Below are 25,444 nucleotides of genomic sequence, written 5' to 3' on the forward strand. Positions count from 1 at the left end.
GACAATAAAGTTGTTCACATTAACTGTGGATAACATCCCTATTCAGATGTGAATAAGTATAATTAGTTAATGAATAACAAAGGATTACGTGACTGGATTAAAAATATTCAATATTTTGGGCAAAAAAAAACCTTTTTATGTGAGATAAAAAGGTCAAGGGCATTTTGCTAGAGGGGGTTTATGTTCATTTGTTATCGAGTATATACAGTACAATGTGTTTTACTGACAGGTTATGTAAATTCGTTAAAAGATTATTGTTAGATGATAATCCTATTTATTGGAAATATAATTGGAATATTCTTTACAAACTCTTTTTTATTTTAAAAACTGCTTTACGGTTTATTGTGTATTCTAATTTTCATGTTAAATAGAATATTAGGATAGCCAATGAGACGGTTACTATCACCATTAGTCACTTCATCGATGCTGCTTGTTTTGGCTATTGCTGCAGTATTGATTCTGTTTCCTCAAACATGGAAACAATCTATTTTCCCATCGATTTCTCAATTATTACCTGACTCTGTTAGCGCTTTTATGGTTCAAAACGGATTGGCTAATAATGCATGCGAAAGTTTAGAAAATAATTTAAGGAGTTTTGCAGACTATTTGCAAGCAAATGCAGATGTTGTTGAAGTGAAAGGAATGAACGGATTAGAAGATCAAATTGCAAATATTCAAGCTAGATTAAATAATTTACCTAGTGATGTGCGCAATTCAGTATGCCAACAAGAATATGCCAATCTTGAAGGATTAAAAAGTGTATTCTCTTTAGGGTACCGTTCATAAAAGAGCAGGTATTTACCCGAACAACATTATTGATAGTTACCGCTAATTTTTAGCATTTTATCCATGATATGCTTGTTATATGAATATCAATCTAGGATATGTGATGCGCATTTTTAAACTCCCATTTGTTAACTGGTTAGTACTGAACGGATTTGCTGCTTATTATCTACACCTCAAAGAAGGCTTTTATTGGAGCTTTTCTGGATGGATGGGAATTATTGGTATTCTGGTTGCTCTCGAGGCTTTCGGGTGGATTGGCGCGAGTTTATATTATTTTCTTCAGCAAAAAACATCGCCTAATCCGCTGGCGCCAGCTTCTTCATTAATTACTCGCGGTCCTTATCGATTGTCACGTAATCCGCTATACCTTGCTTTTACTTCAATGAGCTTAAGCTTGGCGTTATTTTCACATTCACCTTATTTTTTGGTTTCAGGTTTGGTCTTTTGGCTAATAACGGATTTGTACACCATTCCAGAAGAAGAGAAATTTTTGTCGGCTCACTTTAAAGATGAGTGGCAGTCTTATGCTCAGCAAACTCGTCGCTGGTTGTGATAGTTCTTTGGTGTAATATATTGAAATTTAATTATTTATAAGTATTTTTACCTTTTGATTTTGGTTTTTTTAGTGATCTGGTTCATGATATTTAACTTTAGTTGATTATTTTGACATATTTCAAGGCGTTTATTCCACGGTGTATATAAACTGGTATAACCCATAAACTTGTGAGGTTATTGCCGTGAATAAAAAAGTGTTATTAGGCGCTATTGTCTCTTCGATATTATTGTATTCCGCATCTGCAGCAGCATGCCCTTACTGCAATGGAAATTATGATCATCGATATCAAAATAATTACAGCCAGAATAATTATCGTCAGAATAACGAGCTTACTAAGCTAGTGAAGGATTTTGATGATAAGCGTGTTGAATTGAACAAACTGTATGATGCTGGTGCTAGTGATGATGATGCCAAAGTGAAAGCACTGGTAAAAGAACTTGATGACCTATCACTAAAAATCAGAAATGAAGAAGACAAACAATACAACCGACCTTACCGTAATGGAGGGTGGGGGGGACGTGGTAATCACCGCGGTTGTTGGTAATCCTTCATTTGTTTAAGGCTATCGCTCTTGATGAACGGATAGCCTTTTTGTTGTCTTTCTACCGAATATTGAAATTTGCGACCCACATTATGCGCCGTTGTTCAACTGCGTCGATTTCATCGAGCTTATTCACGTATTTCTGTTCTCAACACGCTTAAACCGTGCATTATCGAACGCTTCATCATGTGATGTTTGGTCACCCAAATTCGCAGTGATTTTAGTGATATAATAATCAACAACTGGCTATCGCCATAAAATATGTCTGTGTTATGATTACGAGTTGAGTTGCTAGCGATGTGCATAATTGTGTCATCAATTATATCCATAATGGCTTATATGATGTGTACATAACGGTGTGCCTATCTCGCATAGTGAAGTGAGAAATCGTAAGTAACGTATTGATTTATAAACTTTGGAATAATCAAGCAAGTGATCTTTCGTGTGGGTCACCACTGCTGATAAGGATTTTTTAATGCCTGTTATTACTCTTCCTGATGGAAGTCAGCGTCAATTCGACCATGCCGTTTCTGTCATGGATGTGGCTCGCGATATCGGTGCAGGTCTTGCAAAAGCGTGTATTGCTGGTCGTGTTAATGGTGAGCTGGTGGATGCTTGTGAACTGATCGAGCACGATGCGAACTTGTCAATTATCACGAGTAAAGATGATGAAGGTCTAGAGATCATTCGTCACTCTTGTGCTCACTTATTAGGTCATGCAATTAAACAATTGTGGCCAAATACCAAAATGGCAATCGGTCCAGTTATCGACAACGGTTTCTATTATGATATTGACCTTGACTATACGCTGACCCAGGAAGATTTGGACAAGCTAGAAAAGCGTATGCTTGAGCTTGCCAAAACAGATTATGATGTGGTTAAAAAACGTGTTTCTTGGGCCGAAGCTCGTGAAACATTTGTAAGCCGTGGCGAAGATTATAAAGTTGAAATCTTGGATCAAAACATTAGCCAAGATGACCGCCCAGGCTTATATCACCACCAAGAATACATTGATATGTGTCGTGGTCCGCACGTACCTAATATGCGTTTCTGCCATCACTTTAAATTACAAAAAGTTGCAGGGGCATACTGGCGTGGAAACAGCGACAATAAAATGCTGCAACGTATTTACGGCACGGCATGGGCAGACAAAAAGCAGTTAGCTGCTTATCTGCTGCGCTTAGAAGAAGCGGCAAAACGTGACCACCGTAAAATTGGTAAGCAATTAGATTTATATCATATGCAGGAAGAAGCGCCGGGTATGGCGTTCTGGCACAATGATGGTTGGACAATTTTCCGTGAGCTGGAAACTTTTGTACGTACCAAACTAAAATCCTATAACTACCAAGAAGTTAAAGGCCCATTCATGATGGACCGCGTACTGTGGGAAAGAACAGGTCACTGGGAAAACTACAAAGATGCGATGTTCACAACGTCATCTGAAAACCGTGAATATTGTGTAAAACCAATGAACTGCCCAGGTCACGTACAGATCTTTAACCAAGGGTTAAAATCTTACCGTGATTTACCACTGCGTATGGCAGAGTTTGGTAGTTGCCATCGTAATGAACCATCTGGTGCGCTGCATGGTTTAATGCGTGTACGTGGCTTTACTCAAGATGATGCGCATATTTTCTGTACCGAAGATCAAATTCTGGGTGAAGTGACAAGCTGTATCGAAATGATTTATGACGTTTACAGCACTTTCGGTTTTGAAAAGATCGTTGTAAAACTGTCTACTCGTCCTGAAAAACGTATCGGTACTGACGATATGTGGGATACAGCAGAAGCGGATTTAGCGAATGCTCTGAAGTCTAAAGGTATTGAATTCGAATACCAACCAGGCGAAGGCGCATTCTATGGTCCAAAAATCGAATTTACACTGTATGACTGTCTTGACCGTGCATGGCAATGCGGTACCGTACAATTAGACTTCTTCTTACCAGGTCGTCTAAATGCTTCATATGTAGGCGAAAATAATGAACGCATTACGCCTGTTATGATCCACCGTGCCGTTCTAGGTTCATTAGAGCGCTTCATCGGTATTTTAACAGAAGAATATGCGGGCTTTTTCCCAACATGGTTAGCGCCACAACAAGTTGTGGTGATGAACATTACAGATAGTCAAGCAGACTATGTTCAAGAATTAGTAAGCAAACTGCAAAGTGTTGGCATTCGTGCGAAAGCGGACTTACGCAACGAGAAAATCGGCTTTAAGATCCGCGAACACACCCTGCGTCGTGTTCCTTACATGTTGGTTTGTGGTGAGAAAGAAGTTGAATCAGGTAAAGTGTCTGTTCGTACCCGTCGTGGTAAAGATTTAGGCAGCCTTGATGTTAACGAATTCACGACTAAACTACTGGAAGAAATTCGCAGTCGTCAGCTCAATCAGATGGAGGAATAAGGTATTAAAGGCGGAAAAAAACTCCCAACAGCACGTCCGAATCGTATTAACGACGAGATCCGTGCAACTGAAATCCGTGTTACTGGCATTGACGGTGAACAACTCGGTGTGATGAGTGTGCGTGACGCACTCGCTAAAGCGGAAGAAGCTGGTGTTGATTTAGTTGAAATCAGCCCAAATGCAGAGCCACCAGTTTGTCGTATCATGGATTACGGCAAGTATCTTTATGAGAAGAGCAAGTCTCAAAAAGAGCAGAAAAAGAAACAAAAAGTCGTTCAAGTGAAGGAAATTAAATTCCGTCCGGGAACTGATGAAGGAGACTACCAAGTTAAATTGCGTAGCCTCATTCGTTTCTTAGAAGATGGTGATAAAGCGAAAATCACACTACGTTTTCGTGGTCGTGAAATGGCACACCAGCAAATCGGTATGGAAATGCTTAACCGCATTAAAGCTGATTTGGAAGAACTGGCTATTGTTGAATCATTCCCTTCACGTATTGAAGGTCGACAAATGATTATGGTCATGTCACCGAAGAAAAATAAATAAGTTGTCATGTAAGAACGCGAGTGGGGGATAGCCTCTCACTCGCGTTTTTTTATGAAGCTATCCTCTCATTAACATGACTTACAGCGAAAAATTTCAATATCTGCTTGAGTAATCTCACAATAAGCAGTAAAATCCGCGGTCGAATCGCTTTGTAAAATCTCGCATTGTTCGAGTTAAAGCCCAAAAAGAATATCGCGTTTTGGTGAAAAGTTCTTGAAAACATTACCGGAACGCTTGCTTTAGAGAATGTAGCAAATCTCTTTATCCAGTTGGAGGAATGAAGTATTAAAGGCGGAAAAAGAATCCCATCAACACGACCAAATCGTATTAATGATGAAATCCGTGTTCCTGAAGTCCGTTTAACCGGTTTAGACGGCGAACAGTTAGGCATTATGAGCGCACGTGAAGCGCTTGAAAAAGCTGAAGAAGCGGGCGTTGACCTCGTTGAAATTAGCCCAAATGCTGAACCGCCAGTTTGTCGTATCATGGATTACGGCAAATTCCTTTATGAGAAGAGCAAATCTCAAAAAGAACAGAAAAAGAAACAAAAAGTTGTTCAGGTGAAGGAAATTAAATTCCGCCCTGGTACAGATGAAGGTGATTATCAGGTCAAACTACGCAACCTGATACGCTTTCTAGAAGATGGTGACAAGGCTAAAGTAACGCTACGTTTTCGTGGTCGTGAAATGGCTCACCAACAAATCGGTATGGAAGTGCTTAACCGCATTAAGTCTGATTTGGAAGAGCTGGCGTCAGTGGAGTCATTCCCTTCAAAAATTGAAGGACGTCAGATGATTATGGTGCTGGCACCGAAGAAGAAATAATTAGGCCATCAAGTAATAATCTTACAGTAATGTGAATATTATTCGCCTAATTAATTCGTAGTTAATCACAATGCGAAGTTGGAAATAACAGAAATGCCAAAGATTAAAACTGTACGTGGCGCAGCAAAGCGCTTTAAAAAAACTGCAGGCGGTGGCTTTAAGCGCAAGCATGCAAACCTTCGTCACATTCTGACTAAAAAGTCTACTAAGCGTAAACGCCATTTACGTCCGAAAGGTATGGTATCTAAGGGCGATCTGGGTCTGGTAGTTGCTTGCCTGCCTTACGCATAAGTAAACATTTTAGTTAATTAAGAATAAAGACGATAGGAGATAGCTATGGCTCGCGCAAAACGTGGTGTAATCGCCCGTGCACGTCACAAAAAAATCATGAAGCAGGCGAAAGGTTACTATGGTGCACGTTCTCGTGTTTACCGCGTAGCATTTCAAGCGGTAATCAAAGCTGGTCAATACGCTTACCGTGACCGCCGTCAACGTAAACGTCAGTTCCGTCAACTGTGGATCGCGCGTATTAACGCTGCGGCTCGTCAGAACGGTCTGTCTTACAGCCGTTTCATCAATGGCTTGAAAAAAGCTTCAATTGAAATCGACCGTAAGATCTTAGCAGACATCGCAGTTTTCGATAAAGCAGCATTCACTGCTTTAGTTGAAAAAGCAAAAGGCGCTTTAGCTTAATGTTTGCTTGAAAAGAGGAAGGAAACTTCCTCTTTTCATTTATATTGTTTGTATTAAAAATTAGCTTGTGTTAATACTTTAAGCCTGTTTTTATTGAGACTCTTTTAATGAACAACGTTATTTTTCGTTTCTTTTTTTACTTTAGCACCTGAATCTCGGGGGCTTTTGCGTATAGCGAGTAGAATAGAAACGAAAAGTTACGCTAAAGCCTCCGTCAGGAGGCTTTTTTGTTTTTGGTTTAACAGAAAATACAGTAAAATCAGTCAAGTATTCATATCTCATTAAATATGATTTGTGAAATTTAGTGAATAACTAGCAAAAGACCGAGTGGTCATAAAGGGGAAACAATGCCACATCTCGCTGAATTGGTTGCACAGGCAAAAGCAGCCATTGAACAGGCACAAGATGTTGCGACGTTAGAGTCAGTGCGTGTTGAATTTTTAGGCAAAAGCGGCCACTTCACACTCCAGATGAAAACGTTGCGTGATCTGCCTGCGGACGAACGCCCAGCAGCAGGGGCTGTGATTAATGAAGCTAAGGTCCAAGTTCAAGATGCACTGAACGCCCGTAAAGATGCAATGCAAGCGGATATTCTGAATGCACGCTTGTCATCAGAAAAAATTGACGTTTCATTACCAGGGCGCCGTATGGAAAATGGCGGGTTACACCCAGTAACTCGTACCATTCAGCGAATTGAAGAGTTTTTTGGTGAGTTAGGTTTCTCTGTTGAGACCGGACCCGAAATCGAAGATGACTATCATAACTTTGATGCACTAAACATTCCTGCTCATCACCCTGCGCGTGCAGACCACGATACTTTTTGGTTTGATGCAAAACGTCTATTACGTACTCAAACGTCAGGCGTGCAAATTCGTACCATGAATGGTCAGCAACCACCAATCCGTATTATTGCACCTGGTCGTGTTTATCGTAATGACTACGACCAGACTCATACCCCAATGTTCCATCAAACTGAAGGTCTGATTGTTGATAAAGACATTAGCTTTACCAATTTAAAAGGCACACTTCATGACTTCCTGAACAACTTCTTTGAAGAAGAGGTTCAAGTGCGTTTCCGTCCATCTTATTTCCCATTTACAGAGCCTTCAGCTGAAGTTGACGTGATGGGTAAAAATGGTAAATGGTTGGAAGTATTAGGTTGCGGTATGGTGCATCCAAATGTATTACGCAATGTTGGTATTGACCCTGAAGTCTACTCCGGATTTGCATTTGGTATGGGAATGGAGCGTTTAACCATGTTGCGTTATGGCGTTTCTGACCTTCGTGCATTTTTCGAAAACGATCTTCGTTTCCTCAAACAGTTTAAATAAGGCGGGTCTATCTCATGAAATTCAGTGAACTATGGTTACGCGAATGGGTGAACCCGGCGGTAAGTAGTGAAGAATTATCAGACCAAATCACGATGGCTGGTCTGGAAGTTGATGGTGTTGAAACTGTCGCAGGGCAATTTCACGGTGTAGTTGTCGGGGAAGTTGTTGAATGCGGACAGCATCCTAATGCCGACAAACTTCGTGTCACCAAAGTCAACGTAGGTGGCGATCGTTTATTAGATATCGTTTGTGGTGCACCAAATTGCCGTCAAGGCTTACGTGTTGCTGTTGCAACGGTCGGTGCGGTATTGCCAGGCGATTTCAAAATTAAAGCAGCCAAATTACGTGGCGAGCCATCTGAAGGAATGCTGTGCTCTTATTCTGAGCTGGGTATTTCTGATGATCACAGCGGTATTATTGAATTGCCACAAGATGCTGCTATTGGTACTGATATTCGTGAGTATCTAAAATTAGATGATCATGCAATTGAAATCAGTATTACTCCAAACCGTGCTGACTGTTTAAGTATTTTAGGTGTGGCACGTGATGTTGCCGTGATCAACAAATTAGATTTAGTTGAACCTGCGATCACTTCGGTTGCTAGCACCATTAAAGAGACTTTCCCTATCCGTGTTGAAGCACCTGCGGCATGCCCACGTTTCTTAGGTCGTGTTATCAAGAATATCGATGTTAGCGCGCCGACACCAATGTGGATGAAAGAAAAGTTACGTCGTGGCGGTGTTCGTTCTATTGATGCAGTTGTGGATATTACAAACTATGTTCTGCTGGAATTAGGTCAACCACAACATGCTTACGACTTAGACCGTTTAAACGGTTCTATCATTGTCCGTATGGCAAAAGATGAAGAGAAGCTGGTTCTGCTAGATGGAACTGAAGCTACTTTGAAATCGGATACTCTGGTGATTGCCGATGAGTCTCAAGCTCTGGGCATCGCGGGTATCTTTGGTGGTGAGCATTCTGGTGTTAACGCCGAAACTAAAAATATTTTATTAGAGTGCGCATTCTTCGAACCACTGGCGATTACCGGTCGTGCACGTAATTATGGTTTGCACACCGATGCATCCCATCGTTTTGAACGCGGTGTTGACTCACAGCTGCAATTTAAAGCAATGGAGCGCGCAACTGCGTTGATCGTGGAAATTTGTGGCGGTGAAGTTGGTGAAATCATTGATGTTTCTAGTGAAGCACATTTACCAAAAGCGGCAAATATTAAACTGACTCGTAAAAAATTAGATCGTTTAATTGGTCACGTGATTGCGGATGATATCGTCACTGATATTTTGAAGCGTTTAGGTTGCCAAGTGCAAGTTTCCGCCGATTGTTGGGATGTTGTTGCTCCAAGCTGGCGCTTCGATATGCAAATCGAAGAAGATTTAGTGGAAGAAGTCGCTCGCGTATATGGGTATAACAATATTCCTGACGTTCCTTTGCGTGCTGATTTGATCATGACGGATCATAAAGAAGCGGATTTACCGCTGAAACGCATTAAAGCGATGCTGGTTGACCGTGGTTATCAAGAAGCGATTACGTATAGCTTTGTTGATCCTAAAGTTCAAAGCTTGTTACACCCTCAAGAAGAGGTGCTGAGCCTGCCAAATCCAATTTCAGCCGACATGTCTGCTATGCGTTTGTCGTTGTTGACTGGTTTATTAGGAACGGTGGTCTATAATCAAAATCGTCAACAAAATAGAATTCGTTTATTTGAGACTGGTCTGCGCTTTACACCTGATAATCAAGCAGAATATGGGATCCGTCAGGAAAACATGCTGGCAGGTGTGATCACGGGCAATAAATTTGATGAACATTGGTCATTAGATAAACAAGTTGTTGACTTCTTTGATTTAAAAGGTGATCTTGAAGCTGTTTTTGAATTGACTGGAAAACTAAATCAAATTACATTTAAATCTGAAGCTCATCCAGCATTACATCCTGGGCAAAGTGCTGGGATTTATCTGGAAAATGAACATATTGGTTTTATTGGTGTTGTTCACCCAGAGTTAGAACGTAAACTCGATTTAAATGGTAGAACAGTCGTGTTTGAAGTTCGTACTGATGCAATCGCACAGCGTGTTATTCCAGAAGCGAAAGCGATTTCGCGTTATCCGTCGAACCGTCGTGACATTGCTGTGGTTGTGCCAGAAAATGTAGCAGCTGCCGAAGTTTTAGCAGAATGTAAAAAAGTTGGCATAAATCATATAGTTGGCATAAACTTATTTGATGTGTATTGTGGTGAGGGGATAGCAGAAGGTTATAAGAGCCTCGCTATCAGTCTCGTCTTCCAAGATACCCAGCGTACCATGGAAGAAGAAGAGATTACCGCGACCGTTGATCTGTGTGTTGCTGCGTTAAAACAGCGATTCCAAGCCTCCTTGAGGGACTAAACTTATGGCGCTTACTAAAGCTGAAATGTCAGAAAATTTGTTTGAAAAGCTAGGTGTTAGCAAACGTGATGCGAAAGACCTTGTTGAAACTTTCTTTGAAGAGGTTCGCCTTTCCTTAGAAAATGGTGAGCAAGTTAAATTATCTGGATTCGGTAACTTTGATTTACGTGATAAAAATCAACGTCCCGGTCGTAACCCTAAAACTGGGGAAGATATTCCAATTACTGCTCGCCGTGTTGTCACCTTCCGCCCTGGCCAAAAATTAAAAAGCCGTGTGGAAAGAGCAACCCCAAAAGAGTAATCCTATTCTCTGAATAGCAGAGTAATAAAAAAGACCGCCTAGGCGGTCTTTTGTTTTTAGAAGAGTAATATAATTATCAATGTCTGTTCAATTCACGTTCAATGAGTGCGGTAACGTAATCTATTGGGGGCTGTGTCAGCGCTTTCATCTCTTTTGCATTAGTCACTTTGATGTTAGAGAAATTAGTTCTATCTAAACTCGGAGCAAAAGAAATCGCTAATTTTCCAGCCGTCATCTGATTACTATCAGAGTTTTTCGCAATTTCAGTAAATAATGGGATAGCAATTTGTAATGAAAGTGGCTGTTGTTTTAACTGAGGCAGTGTATTCGCAATACGTTGATCTGCATTACGTAAAATAGCATTGGTTTTACTATCTAGCTGTGGGGCAGTTTTAAGGGATCCTTCTACTTCTAATTTGTTTTTTTGCGAGTCTGCAAAGTTTGTGAAACGTGTAGATAACGCTAGTGTTTCGCTGCTCGTTTGCGGTAATAAACTTGAGGTGAGTTTTTTATAGGCTGTGGTTAAATCTCTAATTGTAACGTTGTTCTCAGTAATAAATTTATGGTTAAGGGGAAGACCTTTATTTAAATGCTCTAGGATTAACCGGGCTTGAGAATCTGTCCCTCCGGTACGAAATACCCCAACTTCTTTTGGGTAATCAAGGTGAGATAAAATCGCTGTACCAATTTCATTTAGTTGTTGATACTCCAATTTTTCTTGATAAGACATACCAACATATTCATTGATAGCTTGTGTGTTTTGTTTTTCAATGGTCTTAGCACGATGTTGTAGATCAACACGTTGTCCCATTGACTCAAGTTGTTCTGCATTTAAGTATTTTGCAGCAGGTTGCTTATCTTCTAAAGGTTTCAAGCTAACATTTTTAGCGGAATGATCCATCTCTATTATCGGAGTATATTTATGATTAGCGGTTAAACCAAAGAAACTTTTGCAGCTATTTACGGCTTTTTTTATGGCAGCTAAAAAACCTTTATTCTCCGAATTGTATACTGACTTTATGGACTGAGCTGGCTGCAGATCCAAAGATGCCAGACCAAGGTGTCGACGTGGTTCTATATTATTAGTTATCATATAGTTTCCTTTCAATGATTATGGCTGAAGTGAGCTGAATCATAGGTTTGTTGTTATCGCTTTGCTTGCATAAAAAGCTATAATTCTCCCCATCAATTAAAATTCAGAAAAATTTCAATGAACCAGCAACTTAACACATTGTATTGCCAACAGCGCCGACACGATTTCCGGCTGATAAGTTTATTGGGTCTATTGCTTATTTTTTGTGGCTTTCGTTTCGTTGTGTGCAGGAGAAGTGTGGCTACTACCAAGCCAGTGGAGTAGTGAGGCTGGACGCATGTTTGTCGGGCAAATTAGATTGCCGAGATTGTTTGCTGTGGTGATTATTGGTGCTGCATTAGCGGTTACTGGTGCGATCATGCAGGCGTTATTCGAAAATCCTCTTGCAGAGCCGGGCTTACTCGGGGTCAGTAATGGCGCTGGCGTCGCTGTGGTTTTTACCGTCTTGATTTCATCAGGGGTGGTTAATTATTGGGTTCTGAGCTTCAGTGCAATAGCGGGTGCATTGATTCTTACTGGTATTCTTTTGTATTTTGCTCGCCGTAAAAATATCAATAACGCTAGCCTACTATTGGTTGGTGTTGCTCTTGGTGTGATCAGTGGTGCCTGTATGACGTGGATGGTTTATATGAGCAGCAATTTAGATTTACGCCAATTGTTGTATTGGATGATGGGAAGCTTTAGCGGCGTGGATTGGCGTCAAATAGGGTTAATTATTGCTTGTCTTCCTTTCTTATTTTGGGCAATGCGACAGGGTAAAATTTTAAATTATTTATTACTGGGTGATATTCAATCTTACCAATTGGGTGTTTCTACTCATCGATGGCGGTTAATATTAATTATCATTACCGGAATACTAATTGGGCTTAGTGTCGCAGTGGCGGGTGCCATTAGTTTTATTGGGTTGGTTATCCCGCATATATTAAGGCTAAGCGGTATAACGGATAACCGCTTTTTATTACCTGCTTGTGCAGTTTCTGGTGCGCTATGTTTATTAATTGCAGATTTGTTGTCTCGGTTATTGATAGACAATGCGGAAATTCCGATAGGGGTGATTACGGCAACTTTAGGTGCACCGGTTTTTATCTATTTATTAGTCAAAAATCACGCTTGGCGGCAATGATATGAATAAAACATGGGTGATTGAAACTCAAAATTTAAAGGTGGAACATCGGTTATCTGGGATTAGCCAATGTGTTTCTGCTGGCGAGCAAATACACCTCTTAGGTGCGAATGGTGCAGGAAAAAGCACATTGTTAGCCGCTCTGAGTGGTTGCATCACCTATACAGGAACGATTCTTCTCAATAACCTGAATTTAGAAAATTATACTGTTCAAGCGCTTTCAACGTATCGAGCTTATTTAACACAGCAAGCAAGCACTTTACCAAGCCTAAAAGTATTTCAATACTTAACCTTGTTTATTGGACAGAAATTAATTCCACCGGTTATTTTTAGTGAAATATGTTCTGATTTCCAACTTACGTCATTATTGTCTAAGCCAATTAATCAATTATCTGGTGGAGAATGGCAGCGAATTCGGATTGTTGCTGTATTTTTGCAGGTTTGGGATCAGGATTGTTTGAGCGGAAAAATAATCTTATTTGATGAACCAATAAACAATTTAGATATTATTCAGCAAGGAATGCTAGATAAATGGGTGAAATGTTTTTGTCATTGCGCAGGAACAGTTATAATGAGTGGACATAATCTTAGTCATTCATATAAAAATGCAAGTCGAATTTGGATGATTAAGAAAGGTGCAATTATCTATGCAGGTGAGCCTGACGATGTAATGACAGAAAGTCATTTGTCAGAAGTATTTATGGCTGATATAAAACTCAGCCAAAGCTCATCAGAGAAAGTATGGCAAATTATTAATCATACTAATTAGCTAATCGTGTTCTTATTGCCCGTATCACGGCAATTTATTGCAGTAATGATGACTGGTGTTGAGGTTCGGTTAAAGTAAATTTAACTAGAATATCCTATTCATAATGAAATTAGGCTACAAACAATATGAGCAATTTCCTTCCGTTTTCAAAACCAGCAATCGGGGATGAAGAGGTTAAGGCAGTAGAAAACGTTCTGCGTTCAGGCTGGATTACCACGGGTCCACAGAATCATCAATTAGAAGAAGATTTCTGTAAGCGCTATGGTTGCAAGCATGCAATTGCACTTGCATCGGCGACAGCTGGCATGCATGTTGTTTTAATGGCATTGGGCATAGGTCCAGGCGATGAGGTTATTACGCCATCACAAACGTGGGTTTCCACTATCAATATGATCGAGTTGCTGGGTGCAACGCCTGTCATGATTGATGTTGATCGTGATACCTTAATGATTAAGCCAGAAGCAGTAGAAAAAGCCTTAACAAGTAAAACGAAGGCAATTATCCCTGTGCACTATGCGGGAGCACCTTGCGATTTAGATGCACTGCGTGCTATTGCTCAACAAGCGGGCGTTTTCCTCATTGAAGATGCAGCTCATGCGGTTGGAACACGTTATAAGAATGAGTGGATTGGTGAAAAGGGGACTGCCATTTTTTCATTCCACGCGATTAAAAACGTGACATGTGCGGAAGGTGGCTTAGTCGCCACAGATGATGATGCACTTGCTCAGCGCGTTCGTGCATTGAAATTCCACGGCTTAGGTGTGGATGCATTTGATCGTCAGATGCAAGGTCGAAAACCGCAAGCGGAAGTGGTTGAGCCCGGCTTCAAGTATAACTTATCCGATATTCATGCTGCCATTGCTGTCGTACAATTGTCTCGTGTTGAGTATTTAAATCAACGTCGAGCCGAATTAACGGCTCGTTACCGTGAATTACTAAAAGACTCTCCATTACAGATGTTATCTGTGCCAGAATACCCTCATTTGCATGCAAACCACTTATTTATGGTGCGTGTTGATAAATCTGTTTGTGGTATTGACCGCGATACATTTATGGAGAAGTTAAAAGAGCATAATATTGGTACGGGTTTACATTTCCGTGCAGCTCATACACAAAAATATTACCGCGAAAAATACCCAGAGCTGTCATTACCAGAATCAACATGGAATAGCGCAACACTTTGCTCGTTGCCTTTATTCCCAGACATGACTGACGCCGATGTTGAACGGGTAGTGAGTGCGATTAATACAGTCCTTTTGGAGTCAAAATAGTGTCATTAGCTGATGAATTTGATGAGATTAAAAAAGTCTCAGTCGTAATCCCTGTTTATAACGAAGAGCAAAGTTTGCCTCAATTGTTAGAACGTACGATTAAATCCTGTAAACAACTCACTCAGTCTTATGAACTGATTTTGGTTGATGATGGAAGTAGCGATCGTTCAGCAAAAATGCTGGTGGAAGCCGCAGAAAATCCAGATAATCATGTGATTGCGATCATTTTGAACCGTAACTATGGTCAACACTCTGCTATTATGGCGGGTTTCAATCAAGCTGATGGTGACTTAGTCATCACTCTTGATGCCGACTTACAGAACCCACCGGAAGAAATCCCGCGTTTAGTGCAAACCGCGTCTCAAGGCTATGATGTTGTTGGCACTCGTCGTGCGAATCGTCAAGACTCTTGGTTCCGTAAAACTGCATCAAAAATGATCAATGCGATGATCACCAAAGCAACAGGTCGTTCAATGGGTGACTATGGTTGTATGTTGCGTGCTTATCGTCGACATATTATTGAAGCCATGCTCCAATGTCATGAACGCAGTACATTTATTCCTATTTTAGCGAATACTTTTGCACGTAGAACCATTGAAATTGATGTAGCGCATGCTGAGCGTGAGTTTGGTGATTCAAAATACAGCTTTATGAAGCTGATTAATTTAATGTATGACTTATTAACGTGCTTAACCACTGCACCTCTGCGTTTGTTAAGTGTTGTTGGTAGCATTATCGCTGCGGGTGGTTTTGTACTGGCAGTGCTGTTAATTGTTTTACGTCTACTGTTCGGCGCGAGCTGGGCTGCAGACGGCGTATTTACACTGTTTGCGATACTCTTTATGTTTATCGGCGCGCAGTTTGTTGCTATGGGATTATTGGGCGAATACATCGGTAGGATCTATAATGATGTACGCGCGAGACCTCGTTATTTTATTCAAAAAGTCGTCGGAGCAGACCTTAAATCCGACAAAAATCAGGAAGAAAACTAATGAAAGCTATTGTTTTTGCCTATCATGATATTGGCTGTGTAGGGATAAAAGCGCTTGAGAAAGCGGGTTTTGATATTCAGGCAGTATTTACTCACACTGATGATCCAAATGAAAACCACTTTTACTCTTCTGTAGCTCGTGTCAGTGCAGATATGGAACTTCCTGTTTTCGCTCCAGAAAACGTTAACCACCCACTGTGGATTGAACGTATTCGTGAGATGAAACCTGATGTGATTTTCTCTTTCTACTATCGCGATATGTTAAGCGAAGAACTATTAGCATTAGCACCGAAAGGCGCGTTCAACTTACATGGTTCTTTACTGCCAAAATACCGTGGTCGTGCACCAATCAACTGGGCGCTGTTAAACGGCGAAAGCGAAACAGGCGTAACGTTGCACAAGATGGTTGCTAAAGCTGATGCTGGCGATATCGTGGCTCAAGAGAAAGTGGCTATCACCGATACCGATACTGCACTGACTTTACACGCTAAAGTCCGTGAAGCTGCGGAAGTTCTGTTGGATAAAACCCTGCCATTAATCGAAGCAGGCAGCTACAAAACAACGGCACAAGATGAAAGCCAAGCGAGCTACTTTGGTCGCCGTAGTGCGGATGATGGTCAAATCGACTGGAACCGTAGCGCGAAAGAAATTAACTGCTTGATTCGTGCAGTAACAGAACCATACCCAGGCGCATTCACCTATTTAGGTGCGCGCAAAATGATTATATGGCGTGCGCGTGTATTAGACGATAACCAAGGTAAAGCAGCAGGTACTGTATTGTCTAGCGACCCACTGCGTATCGCATGTGGTCAAGGCGCACTGGAAATCGTTAGCGGTCAAAGCGAAACTGGTCTGTACATGCAAGGCAACCGCCTGGCTAACGAAATGGGCATCGTAACTGACGTTCGCGTTGGTGCTAAACCAACTGCGCAAGTTAAGCGTCGTAAACGTGTTCTGATCTTAGGTGTGAACGGCTTTATCGGTAACCACTTAACTGAGCGTCTGTTACAAGATGACAACTACGATATCTATGGTATGGATATTGGCTCATCTGCGATTGAACGTTTCATTGGTAACCCACGTTTCCACTTCATTGAAGGTGACGTGAGCATCCACACTGAGTGGATTGAGTACCACATCAAAAAATGTGACGTTATTCTGCCACTGGTTGCTATCGCGACGCCAATCGAATATACCCGTAACCCACTGCGTGTATTCGAATTAGACTTCGAAGAAAACCTGAAAGTTGTTCGTTACTGCGTGAAATACAACAAACGCATCATCTTCCCATCCACTTCTGAAGTTTATGGTATGTGTGATGATAAAGAGTTTGATGAAGACGAATCTCGTCTGATCGTCGGTCCAATCAACAAACAACGTTGGATTTACTCTGTATCTAAACAGTTACTTGACCGAGTGATCTGGGCATACGGTGCGAAAGAAGGTCTGAAATTCACCTTATTCCGTCCATTTAACTGGATGGGTCCACGTTTAGACAGCCTAAACTCTGCACGTATTGGTAGCTCACGCGCGATTACTCAGTTGATCCTGAACTTAGTTGAAGGTTCACCAATCAAGTTAGTTGACGGTGGTGCACAAAAACGCTGCTTTACAGATATCAAAGATGGTATTGAAGCACTGTTCCGCATCATTGAAAACAAAGACGGCAAATGTGATGGTCAAATCATCAACATCGGTAACCCAACTAACGAAGCAAGTATTCGTCAGTTAGCGGAAATGCTGTTAGAAAGCTTCGAAAAACATCCAGCTCGTAGCAAGTTTCCTCCATTTGCTGGCTTCCGTGAAATCGAAAGTGCTAGCTACTATGGTCAAGGTTACCAAGACGTCGAGCATCGTAAACCAAGTGTTGAAAACGCACGTCGTTTACTTGACTGGGTTCCGACTATCGATATGAAAGATACCATTGAAGAAACATTAGACTTCTTCTTACAGGGTGCTGTAGAAGAGCTGGAAAGCAAAAAATAATGAAAAAAGTTGGCTTGAGAATCGATGTGGACACCTATCAAGGTACATTGAAAGGGGTTCCTCAATTACTTAAAGTGCTCAAAGAGCATGATATTCAGGCCAGCTTTTTCTTCAGTGTAGGACCCGATAATATGGGGCGCCATTTATGGCGCCTTTTGCGTCCTAAATTTCTGTGGAAAATGCTACGGTCGAATGCGGCATCTTTGTATGGTTTAGATATTTTACTGGCGGGTACTGCGTGGCCAGGTAAAAAAATCGCCAAAGATCTAGGCTATTTGATGAAACAAACCTTGGACGCTGGGCATGAAGTCGGCTTACATGCGTGGGATCATCAAGGGTGGCAAGCTAAGGTGGCTAAATGGAGCGAGGCTCAACTCACTGAACAAGTGAAATTGGGTGTCGACGCACTGCACAACGCAACAGGTCAACGAGTCACTTGTTCAGCGGTAGCAGGGTGGCGTGGTGACGAGCGTGTACTCGAAGTTAAACAAGGGTTTAATTTTGACTACAACAGCGACTGTCGTGGAAAATTCCCATTTAGACCTATCTTGCGTGATGGTTCTTTGGGTACGGTTCAAATTCCGGTGACATTACCAACCTACGATGAAGTCGTCGGCACGGTAGTCACTGATGAAGAATTTAATGATTTTATTCTTCAAGCAATAAAAGATGACCAAGGTATTCCGGTTTACACTATCCATACGGAAGTTGAAGGAATGTCAAAGTCACAACAATTTTCACAATTATTGGAACGAATTAAGCAAGAAGAAATCCAATTCTGTACATTAAGTGAATTGTTGCCTGAAGACATCAATATGCTTCCAAAAGGAAGAGTGGTTCGCGCCCCATTCCCGGGACGAGAAGGTTGGCTGGGCTGCCAAGAAGAGGAATAAAATACCCATGTTGAATAACCGAGCGAGCAAAGTAGGAGCCTCTCTGCTGGCTCTTTTTTTTGTCTTGACCTATTTGTTGCCGTTGAACAGCCGTTTACTTTGGCAGCCGGATGAGACTCGTTACGCAGAAATCAGTCGCGAAATGTTGCAACGCGGTGACTGGATCGTGCCGTATATGCTGGACATTCGCTATTTTGAAAAACCAGTGGCAGGGTATTGGATCAACAATATTAGCCAAATGATTTTTGGTGATACTAACTTTGCCGTTCGCTTTGGTTCAGTTTTCTGTATTTTATTGAGTACGTTGCTTGTGTATCGCATGGCAAAAATGATGTGGCGTAATAGTCATGTGGCTTATGTGGCAAGCTTCATTTATATCTCGATGTTCCTCGTATTTGCCGTGGGAACCTACAGCGTCCTCGATCCCATGTTGTCTTTATGGATTACTGCTAGCATGTTTTGCTGCTTATGGGCGATGAAAGCCCGAGAGGTAAAAACCAAACTTGCGGCATGGAGTGCACTCGGTTTAGCCTGTGGAATGGCATTCATGACCAAAGGCTTCTTAGCCTTAGCCATTCCCGTTATCGTGATGCTCCCTATTACGTTGTATCAAAAACGTTTTCTTGAAATGCTGAAATATGGTCCTCTGGCGATTATCACTGCAGTGATCATCAGTTTGCCGTGGGCTTTAGCCATCGCTAAACAAGAACCAGACTACTGGAATTACTTCTTCTGGATTGAGCATATTAAACGCTTCACGGCTGATGATGCCCAACACCTTGAGCCATTTTGGTACTATATTCCTATCATTTTACTAGGTGCAATTCCGTGGACTGGTTTACTGCCTGGTGCCTTGGTTAAGGGGTGGAAAGAGCGAAAATCAAGCCCAGATATGTTCTTCTTATTATGTTGGTTCGTGGTCCCCGTGATTTTCTTTAGTATTTCACGCGGAAAATTACCAACCTATATGCTGCCATTTATGGGTCCATTGGCACTGCTAATGGCGAAATATGGTGTCGACTGTGTACGTAATGGCACGATGAAGGCATTGAAAGCCAATGGAATTATCAACATAGTGCTTGGAATCGCGGCGGTGATCGCGGTGATTATCGTCAGCAGTGTAATCAAAAAACCATTATATGAGCATGATGAATGGTCAAAAATGGTGCTGGGTGTTGTGGCGTTTTCAATTTGGGCAATAATTGGGTATCTCTGTACAGTGCTGAATGCCAAATATTGGTTATGGGCGGCTTCTTGCTCGTTAGCTGTCAGTTTATGCATTGGTAGCGCATTACCTAATAATACGATTGATTCGAAATTACCACAGAATTTTATTCACCAAAATCATGACCTTCTGATGGATAGCCGCTATTTGATGGCGAGTAATGTTGGTGTGGCAGCCGGTTTGGCATGGGAAACTAAAAATTCGAACATTTACCTCTACAACAGTAGTGGCGAATTGACTTATGGTTTGAAATACCCTGACAGTGCGCATCGCTTAGTAAAACCCGATGAATTTGCCGCATGGTTAGCGAAGGCTCGTCAAGAAGGGCAGGTTACGGTGGTATTCTTGCTAGGTAAGAAAGAAGGATTGCCAGATATTCCAAAACCGGATGAAGTGATCAAAAATTCTCGCATGGCGATAGTGGTTTATCATAAACAATGATAGCGCAATTATTTTTATTACTCCTTGTCAGTATTCTGACTTGTGTGGGGCAAATTGCCCAAAAGCAAGCGGTAGTGACTTGGCAAGGCGAAAAACAGAACAAAGCCGCATCCGCCATTCGTTGGCTGGTGCTGGCTGTTTTTATGCTGGGTCTGGGCATGTTGTTTTGGCTTAAGTTATTGGAGACGATGCCATTAAGTATTGCTTATCCGATGCTCAGCATTAATTTTGTGTTAGTCACGCTGATAGGGCAATTTGTCTACCATGAGCAAACTGGGTTGAATCATTGGCTTGGGGTTGTTTCTATCATGGTAGGGATATTACTAATGAGTATAAGCGTATGAATAAAGGCTACTTATGGGTGCTTGGTAGTGCGTTATTAGTGACTGTCGCTCAACTGAGTTTAAAAGCCGGCGTTGTCGAACTCCCTTCTTTTTCCTTAGGGTGGCACTGGCTACAGCGAGAATGGCTGATGGCTAATGCGGTAAGCTTAGGGATTATTTTTGTTGGGCTAGTTTGTTATGCATTATCGATGTTGTGTTGGCTATTTGCGTTGAAATATATCGCATTAAATAAAGCCTATCCGCTGATCAGTTTAAGCTATGTATTTGTCTATATACTGGCGGTAGTGCTGCCATGGTTTAATGAACCAGCAACAGGGTTAAAAGCAGCAGGAATTGCATTTATCTTATTAGGTGTATGGCTGATTAGCCGCCCTTCCAAGCAGTTAACTAAAAAAGCGGAATAGTTCCAGATAATTAGCCTTAAGTGTTTATTTTTCACGCATTGTACATTATAGTCTCGCGTATAAAGATATCACTTAAGGTGATTATTCATGGGTTATCTATAAGGTACGCTATGATAGTGAATCTCAAATACCTACCATTGCTGTGTTGCCTCGTGTTGATTGGCTGCTCTTCATCCGTAAAACGGACGTCAGCACCGCCAATGAAAACCCAATTGTCAGACCCTATAATGACGATCGCTCAACTTAAAGATCAATTAAGTCAATGGTATGGCACACCGTATCACTATGGCGGAATGAGCCAAAATGGCGTTGATTGCTCAGGGTTTGTCTATCGTACTTTTAGTGATCGCTTTGCTATTGAGGTTCCGCGCACGACGGTTGACCAAACTCGCTTAGGCACCCGTATTGATAAATCAGATTTAATGCCTGGCGACCTTGTGTTTTTCAAAACAGGGTCAGGAGAGAACGGTTTGCATGTAGGAATTTATGATACAGACAACACGTTTATCCATGCTTCTACCAGCAAAGGCGTTATGCGCTCATCAATGGACAATAGTTATTGGCGAAAAGTGTTTTGGCAAGCGCGCCGTATCTAATTTCGCTTCATCCCCCATTAATTCTTCAGTGATTATGCTATCTTAAGAGCAAGTTTTGTTTTTAGGGTAGCCGAATGTCTACATTACGTTTATTTATCTCAGAATCCTTCGACCCATGGTTTAACTTAGCGGTTGAAGAAACTATTTTTCGTCAAATGTCAGCTGATCAGCGTGTTATGTTTCTTTGGCGGAATGCGGATACTGTGGTTATCGGACGCGCTCAAAATCCGTGGAAAGAATGCAACACGCGTAAAATGGAACAAGATAATGTTCGATTAGCACGTCGTAGCAGTGGTGGTGGGGCTGTATTTCAAGATTTAGGCAATACCTGCTTTACCTTTATGGCAGGTAAGCCTGAATATGATAAGACTATCTCAACCCAAATTATTGTGAATGGTCTTGCTAACGTGGGGATTCACGCTGAAATTTCTGGGCGTAATGACTTGGTTCTCGAAACAGAAAATGGTCCGCGAAAAATTTCAGGTTCAGCTTACCGTGAAACCAAAGATCGCGGTTTTCACCACGGTACCTTGCTCATTAATACAGATTTAAGTCGCTTAGCAAACTACCTCAATCCAGATCCTAAAAAGCTGCAAGCTAAAGGGATCACATCAGTTCGTTCTCGTGTTGCCAATCTAAATGAATTAGTCCCTGATATTTCTCATGAAAAAGTGTGTGAAGGGATCATAAATAGCTTCTTTAGTTATTATGGTGAAACCGTCGAAGCTGAATATATTTCACCGGAGAAACTCCCTGACTTACCTAATTTTGCGGAGACATTTGCAAAGCAAAGTAGTTGGGAATGGAACTTTGGGCAAGCGCCAGCTTTTAGTCATATGGCGGATACTCGTTTCCCATGGGGAGGTATCGAGTTTCATTTTGATATCGAAAAAGGGGTGATCACTCGCTGCCAATTTTTTACGGATAGCTTAGATCCATCGCCGCTAGAATGGTTGAGCGAACAATTTGTTGGGCAAACGTATCAGATAGACACTATCCACCAGTTAATGGCACAAATGAAAACACGGTGGCCAGCATTGATTGAGCAGTTTGCTGATTTAGAAGGCTGGTTAGTTAACGAACTGAGATAAAAAAAGAGCCGATTAGTGTATCGGCTCAAAATATAGATTTCGTTGGAATGGGTGTTTGAGGGTGTAACGAAAATCTAATGTACTATTAATGATGACAATTGCAGGTCATAAAGGTTTTGCATTCTGGTAATTCACCTACTTGACGGAATTTTGCAGGCGTAGTATCAAAGTGTTTTTTGAATATGCGTGTAAATGTTGCTTGTGAACTAAAGCCATATTGTAGCGCAATGTCTAGAATAGGTAAGTTGCCTTCACGTAATGATTTAGCAGCTTCTAGCAGGCGACGTTTACGGACATATTCACCAAGAGTACATCCTTTAAGCTCTTTAAAGACGCGCTGCAAATGCCATTTCGAATACCCACTTTTATCTGCGATAGTATCGATTTTGATGCCTTCATTGCGTTGTAATTGGCTTTCAAGCCATCTAACAATTTCATTGACTACACTTTCTGACATATCTACCTCCTACTCTAGTAGGCTATTGTTCATTAATAACTAATAATAACTCATGAAATTATGGTCTATTCTTCCTTTTTTTCCGATATATCGATAGGCTAATCGTGCGGTTTTTGAATGAGAATAGCTATTGCTACGATAGTTTCTATTAAAATGCGAAAAACTAAACATACACAAATGAATGTTAAAATATCATTAAATACAATAAGATATATTTAAATTAATGACATTAAAGGTGTGCTTTTGGAAGGGGCTAGATACTCATTCAATTTTATTGTTGATACTGTTCGATTTTATTAACCAAGTAAATTATTGAATTTTTATTTGGTTTAATAATGAACAAATTGACGAGTAGGGTATAACAATTGACAGGAAATTCCGAAGTAAATTGTGTTCTTCTTATGGAGTAGAAGCCATTGATTTTATCAGTTTTGGCAGACACAAAAATAGTAATATAGCAGGCTCATTTATCCGTAAATTCAATGAGTCAGAGAAATGAGCCTACTTGTTCAATAATGACTTATGTGTGAATTACCAGCGATAGTTGACGTTCCAATAAACGTTACGCCCTTCCTGTGGTACCCCAATGGAGGAAACATATTCTTTATCAAAGGCATTTTTTAGCGTTAGGGTGGTATTTAGTCCTTTCACGAATTGATCGGCTTGGTAGTTAATGTAAAAGTCATGAATACCATAGCCTGCTTGTTGGAATATTTCTCGACGATAGCGATCCAAATCTTTCGAGTTTTTTCTATCAGGCAGTTTATGGGTGCTGTCGCCTGTTATTTTCGTTCTTGCAGCAAATTCGCCACTCCACCCAACGTTGATCCCTGTATTTGATACTGGTGCATTGAATTTGATTATCAGTGATTCAGGGCGAATGGAGGATAGCGCGTGATTTTCTAAATCTTCTTTAGCTGTGGTCAGATTATGATTAAAGCTTAAATCAAACCATTGGGATTGATAGTGAACAAAACTATCGAATCCAGTAATTGTTGCGGAAGGCACATTGATGTAATAAATGGTTTCAGGGAACCAAACATAATAGAGGTCTGGCCCAATTTTCCGCTTATATTGGCTATTCATTGCAATATAATTACGCGCTTTTGTATGGAAGTAGGTTGATCCAAAGCTGAGTGTATCGCCTGTTACCACGAAATCATCAAAACTCAGCTTTAACCCTGCCTCTGCAGTTTTATTAGTTTCTGGCTTTAAATCAGGGGATGTTTTAAAGATGGAAGAACCGCTAAACGGCGTGGAAAAGTGAAGTGAATTATTATACAGCTCAGCCATTCTTGGCGTGCGATAACCTTCTGCATAGGAAGAGTGAAGGCTCAACCAATGGGTTGGTGTTGCACTGATAGCAACGCGAGAAGACCAATTAGTATGTTTATTTTTTGCAAAACCTTCTCGGTTGACATGATATTGAGTAAACCGCGTTCCTGCTGATAATGTCACAGGGATGTGAGCGAATGTGAAGTCATTATTCAGCCAGCCGGAGGTATTTGACAACTCAGTCGGCGGGTAGCTGATAGCATATTCATTCGACGTTTGCGCTTGTTGGTAATGTTCAATACCGCTTTGAATACGACTGAATGCCCAGTTTGATACAGGCAGTGTAAAGTGATTTGAAAATTTAGAACCATAGGTATATTGGTTACGCCTTTCATTACCATATTCGGTTGGTTTTTTTTGAGCTTTAACTAGGTCGAGTTGGTTTAAGCTTAGGTCGGTGTAATAAAAATCCCACTCAGCCTCCCATTGAAATCTATTTTCAGGCTTAAATATTTGATTGATTAGAATATCGCGCTGATGTGCATGACGTTCAGTCGGGGTATTCTTGAACATGTTTTTTTGGGTATTAATGAGTGCAGGTTGTCTCAAACTCAAACCGTCATTACGGTATTCCCTTAACTGTAAACCAACATGATATGCGGGATTAGCCATCCAGACGGTTTTAAACATCCAATTGTGAATTTTTTCTTGGTTATCAAAAGGAACCGATTTAATTGATGACATTAAATATTTTTTACGTTGGCTATAACTGAATAAGGCATCCACAGAATCACTACGCCCAAGCAATGTTCCTCCTGCATAATAACCATGATCATTACGATTTATTCCGCTAAATAAACGTCCGCCAAGTCGCTGTTTAGGCTCCAAGACCTCAGAAGCACTGAGTGTTTTTAGCGAGATAACACCGCCCATTGCACCACTGCCATGTTGCACTGAGGAAGAGCCTTTATGTACGTACGCTTTACTGATTAATGAAGGATCAATTAATGTGGCATCAAATAGACCGGAGTTAAAATCATGGGTGACATTATCGACCATGATTTTTACACCACGAGAGTCATATCCGCGCATTTGTACGGA

The 25,444-nt window shown here is 41.1% G+C and carries 25 protein-coding genes, 2 pseudogenes and 1 other annotated feature; of the genes and pseudogenes, 23 read left to right on the forward strand and 4 right to left on the reverse strand.

From position 1 onward, the window contains the following. Positions 1-387 precede the first annotated feature (387 nt). The 12 genes from PROVALCAL_RS11555 to ihfA all read left to right on the forward strand — a co-directional run bounded on the left by PROVALCAL_RS11555 (position 388) and on the right by ihfA (position 10,384). Complete coding sequence (locus tag PROVALCAL_RS11555; RefSeq protein WP_036960669.1) at positions 388-786, forward strand: hypothetical protein; 399 nt, start codon at positions 388-390, stop codon at positions 784-786. 103 nt (positions 787-889) lie between these two features. After that, on the forward strand, positions 890-1,339 hold the full coding sequence (locus PROVALCAL_RS11560; RefSeq protein ID WP_006661973.1) for a methyltransferase family protein: 450 nt from the start codon (positions 890-892) through the stop codon (positions 1,337-1,339). Positions 1,340-1,523: 184 nt separating this feature from the next. Continuing rightward, a complete protein-coding gene (locus PROVALCAL_RS11565) occupies positions 1,524-1,886 on the forward strand; it encodes a hypothetical protein (RefSeq protein WP_006659447.1) in 363 nt (120 codons plus the stop codon). Between the two features lie 472 nt (positions 1,887-2,358). Beyond that, a complete protein-coding gene (thrS, locus tag PROVALCAL_RS11570; RefSeq protein WP_006661972.1) occupies positions 2,359-4,287 on the forward strand; it encodes a threonine--tRNA ligase in 1,929 nt (642 codons plus the stop codon). Between the two features lie 3 nt (positions 4,288-4,290). After that, entirely contained in the window at positions 4,291-4,833 is a 543-nt protein-coding gene (gene infC / locus PROVALCAL_RS11575; protein ID WP_071586594.1) for a translation initiation factor IF-3, read from the forward strand. Between the two features lie 284 nt (positions 4,834-5,117). Then, positions 5,118-5,657 (forward strand): translation initiation factor IF-3, encoded by a 540-nt coding sequence (gene infC / locus PROVALCAL_RS11580; RefSeq protein WP_071524939.1) that lies wholly within the window; start codon positions 5,118-5,120, stop codon positions 5,655-5,657. A gap of 93 nt (positions 5,658-5,750) precedes the next feature. Beyond that, positions 5,751-5,948, forward strand: a complete 198-nt coding sequence (rpmI, locus tag PROVALCAL_RS11585; RefSeq protein WP_004263702.1) for a 50S ribosomal protein L35 — start codon at positions 5,751-5,753, stop codon at positions 5,946-5,948. A 45-nt stretch (positions 5,949-5,993) separates the two neighbouring features. Beyond that, positions 5,994-6,350: a 50S ribosomal protein L20 gene (gene rplT, locus PROVALCAL_RS11590; RefSeq protein ID WP_006659451.1), complete on the forward strand. Its 357-nt coding sequence runs from the start codon at positions 5,994-5,996 to the stop codon at positions 6,348-6,350. Positions 6,351-6,451: 101 nt separating this feature from the next. Then, positions 6,452-6,582 (forward strand) — a sequence feature (Phe leader region). Next, positions 6,458-6,502: a pheST operon leader peptide PheM gene (gene pheM, locus PROVALCAL_RS19645; protein ID WP_126437459.1), complete on the forward strand. Its 45-nt coding sequence runs from the start codon at positions 6,458-6,460 to the stop codon at positions 6,500-6,502. It overlaps the preceding feature by 45 nt. Positions 6,583-6,697: 115 nt before the next feature. Continuing rightward, positions 6,698-7,681 (forward strand): phenylalanine--tRNA ligase subunit alpha, encoded by a 984-nt coding sequence (gene pheS, locus PROVALCAL_RS11595; protein ID WP_006659452.1) that lies wholly within the window; start codon positions 6,698-6,700, stop codon positions 7,679-7,681. 14 nt (positions 7,682-7,695) lie between these two features. Further along, complete coding sequence (gene pheT / locus PROVALCAL_RS11600) at positions 7,696-10,083, forward strand: phenylalanine--tRNA ligase subunit beta (protein ID WP_006659453.1); 2,388 nt, start codon at positions 7,696-7,698, stop codon at positions 10,081-10,083. 4 nt (positions 10,084-10,087) lie between these two features. Next, entirely contained in the window at positions 10,088-10,384 is a 297-nt protein-coding gene (ihfA, locus tag PROVALCAL_RS11605) for an integration host factor subunit alpha (protein ID WP_006659454.1), read from the forward strand. 76 nt (positions 10,385-10,460) lie between these two features. Here the strand turns inward: ihfA and PROVALCAL_RS11610 are convergent, their stop codons facing one another. Continuing rightward, on the reverse strand, positions 10,461-11,477 hold the full coding sequence (locus tag PROVALCAL_RS11610) for a RhoGAP domain-containing protein (protein ID WP_006659455.1): 1,017 nt from the start codon (positions 11,475-11,477) through the stop codon (positions 10,461-10,463). 117 nt (positions 11,478-11,594) lie between these two features. Between PROVALCAL_RS11610 and btuC the strand changes: the two are divergent. The 11 genes and pseudogenes from btuC (at position 11,595) to lplA (ending at position 22,611) form a co-directional block, all read left to right on the forward strand. After that, positions 11,595-12,600: pseudogene (btuC, locus tag PROVALCAL_RS11615) on the forward strand (vitamin B12 ABC transporter permease BtuC). A gap of 1 nt (position 12,601) precedes the next feature. Next, the gene (locus tag PROVALCAL_RS11620) at positions 12,602-13,369 is read left to right on the forward strand and encodes a vitamin B12 ABC transporter ATP-binding protein BtuD (protein WP_006659457.1); all 768 of its coding nucleotides are present in this window, start codon (positions 12,602-12,604) and stop codon (positions 13,367-13,369) included. 125 nt (positions 13,370-13,494) lie between these two features. Next, complete coding sequence (gene arnB / locus PROVALCAL_RS11625; protein WP_006659458.1) at positions 13,495-14,640, forward strand: UDP-4-amino-4-deoxy-L-arabinose aminotransferase; 1,146 nt, start codon at positions 13,495-13,497, stop codon at positions 14,638-14,640. Then, the gene (gene arnC / locus PROVALCAL_RS11630) at positions 14,640-15,632 is read left to right on the forward strand and encodes an undecaprenyl-phosphate 4-deoxy-4-formamido-L-arabinose transferase (protein WP_006659459.1); all 993 of its coding nucleotides are present in this window, start codon (positions 14,640-14,642) and stop codon (positions 15,630-15,632) included. The genes arnB and arnC overlap by 1 nt, the downstream gene beginning before the upstream one ends. After that, a complete protein-coding gene (gene arnA, locus PROVALCAL_RS11635; RefSeq protein ID WP_006659460.1) occupies positions 15,632-17,617 on the forward strand; it encodes a bifunctional UDP-4-amino-4-deoxy-L-arabinose formyltransferase/UDP-glucuronic acid oxidase ArnA in 1,986 nt (661 codons plus the stop codon). The genes arnC and arnA overlap by 1 nt, the downstream gene beginning before the upstream one ends. Then, complete coding sequence (gene arnD, locus PROVALCAL_RS11640) at positions 17,617-18,510, forward strand: 4-deoxy-4-formamido-L-arabinose-phosphoundecaprenol deformylase (RefSeq protein WP_006659461.1); 894 nt, start codon at positions 17,617-17,619, stop codon at positions 18,508-18,510. The genes arnA and arnD overlap by 1 nt, the downstream gene beginning before the upstream one ends. Positions 18,511-18,517: 7 nt before the next feature. Next, positions 18,518-20,176, forward strand: coding sequence for a lipid IV(A) 4-amino-4-deoxy-L-arabinosyltransferase (arnT, locus tag PROVALCAL_RS11645; RefSeq protein ID WP_006659462.1), 1,659 nt, complete (start codon positions 18,518-18,520; stop codon positions 20,174-20,176). Continuing rightward, positions 20,173-20,520 carry a 4-amino-4-deoxy-L-arabinose-phosphoundecaprenol flippase subunit ArnE gene (gene arnE / locus PROVALCAL_RS11650; RefSeq protein ID WP_006659463.1) on the forward strand — a complete coding sequence of 116 codons (348 nt, stop codon included), beginning with the start codon at positions 20,173-20,175 and terminating at the stop codon, positions 20,518-20,520. Before arnT ends, arnE begins: the two co-directional genes overlap by 4 nt. After that, the gene (gene arnF / locus PROVALCAL_RS11655) at positions 20,517-20,924 is read left to right on the forward strand and encodes a 4-amino-4-deoxy-L-arabinose-phosphoundecaprenol flippase subunit ArnF (RefSeq protein WP_006659464.1); all 408 of its coding nucleotides are present in this window, start codon (positions 20,517-20,519) and stop codon (positions 20,922-20,924) included. Before arnE ends, arnF begins: the two co-directional genes overlap by 4 nt. A 110-nt stretch (positions 20,925-21,034) precedes the next feature. Next, positions 21,035-21,520: a C40 family peptidase gene (locus PROVALCAL_RS11660; protein WP_036950443.1), complete on the forward strand. Its 486-nt coding sequence runs from the start codon at positions 21,035-21,037 to the stop codon at positions 21,518-21,520. 74 nt (positions 21,521-21,594) lie between these two features. Further along, complete coding sequence (gene lplA / locus PROVALCAL_RS11665) at positions 21,595-22,611, forward strand: lipoate--protein ligase (RefSeq protein WP_006659466.1); 1,017 nt, start codon at positions 21,595-21,597, stop codon at positions 22,609-22,611. Positions 22,612-22,696: 85 nt separating this feature from the next. On the opposite strand, the gene PROVALCAL_RS11670 is transcribed toward lplA, so the two are convergent. From PROVALCAL_RS11670 to PROVALCAL_RS20165, 3 genes and pseudogenes are all read right to left on the reverse strand, one after another. Further along, on the reverse strand, positions 22,697-23,068 hold the full coding sequence (locus PROVALCAL_RS11670) for a helix-turn-helix domain-containing protein (RefSeq protein ID WP_006659467.1): 372 nt from the start codon (positions 23,066-23,068) through the stop codon (positions 22,697-22,699). 531 nt (positions 23,069-23,599) lie between these two features. Then, positions 23,600-25,276 (reverse strand): TonB-dependent receptor domain-containing protein, encoded by a 1,677-nt coding sequence (locus PROVALCAL_RS11675; RefSeq protein WP_311135485.1) that lies wholly within the window; start codon positions 25,274-25,276, stop codon positions 23,600-23,602. After that, positions 25,277-25,444 (reverse strand): annotated as a pseudogene (locus tag PROVALCAL_RS20165) (TonB-dependent receptor plug domain-containing protein); the annotation flags it as partial.

The organism is Providencia alcalifaciens DSM 30120, assembly GCF_000173415.1.
GTDB classification, from domain to species: Bacteria; Pseudomonadota; Gammaproteobacteria; order Enterobacterales; family Enterobacteriaceae; genus Providencia; species Providencia alcalifaciens.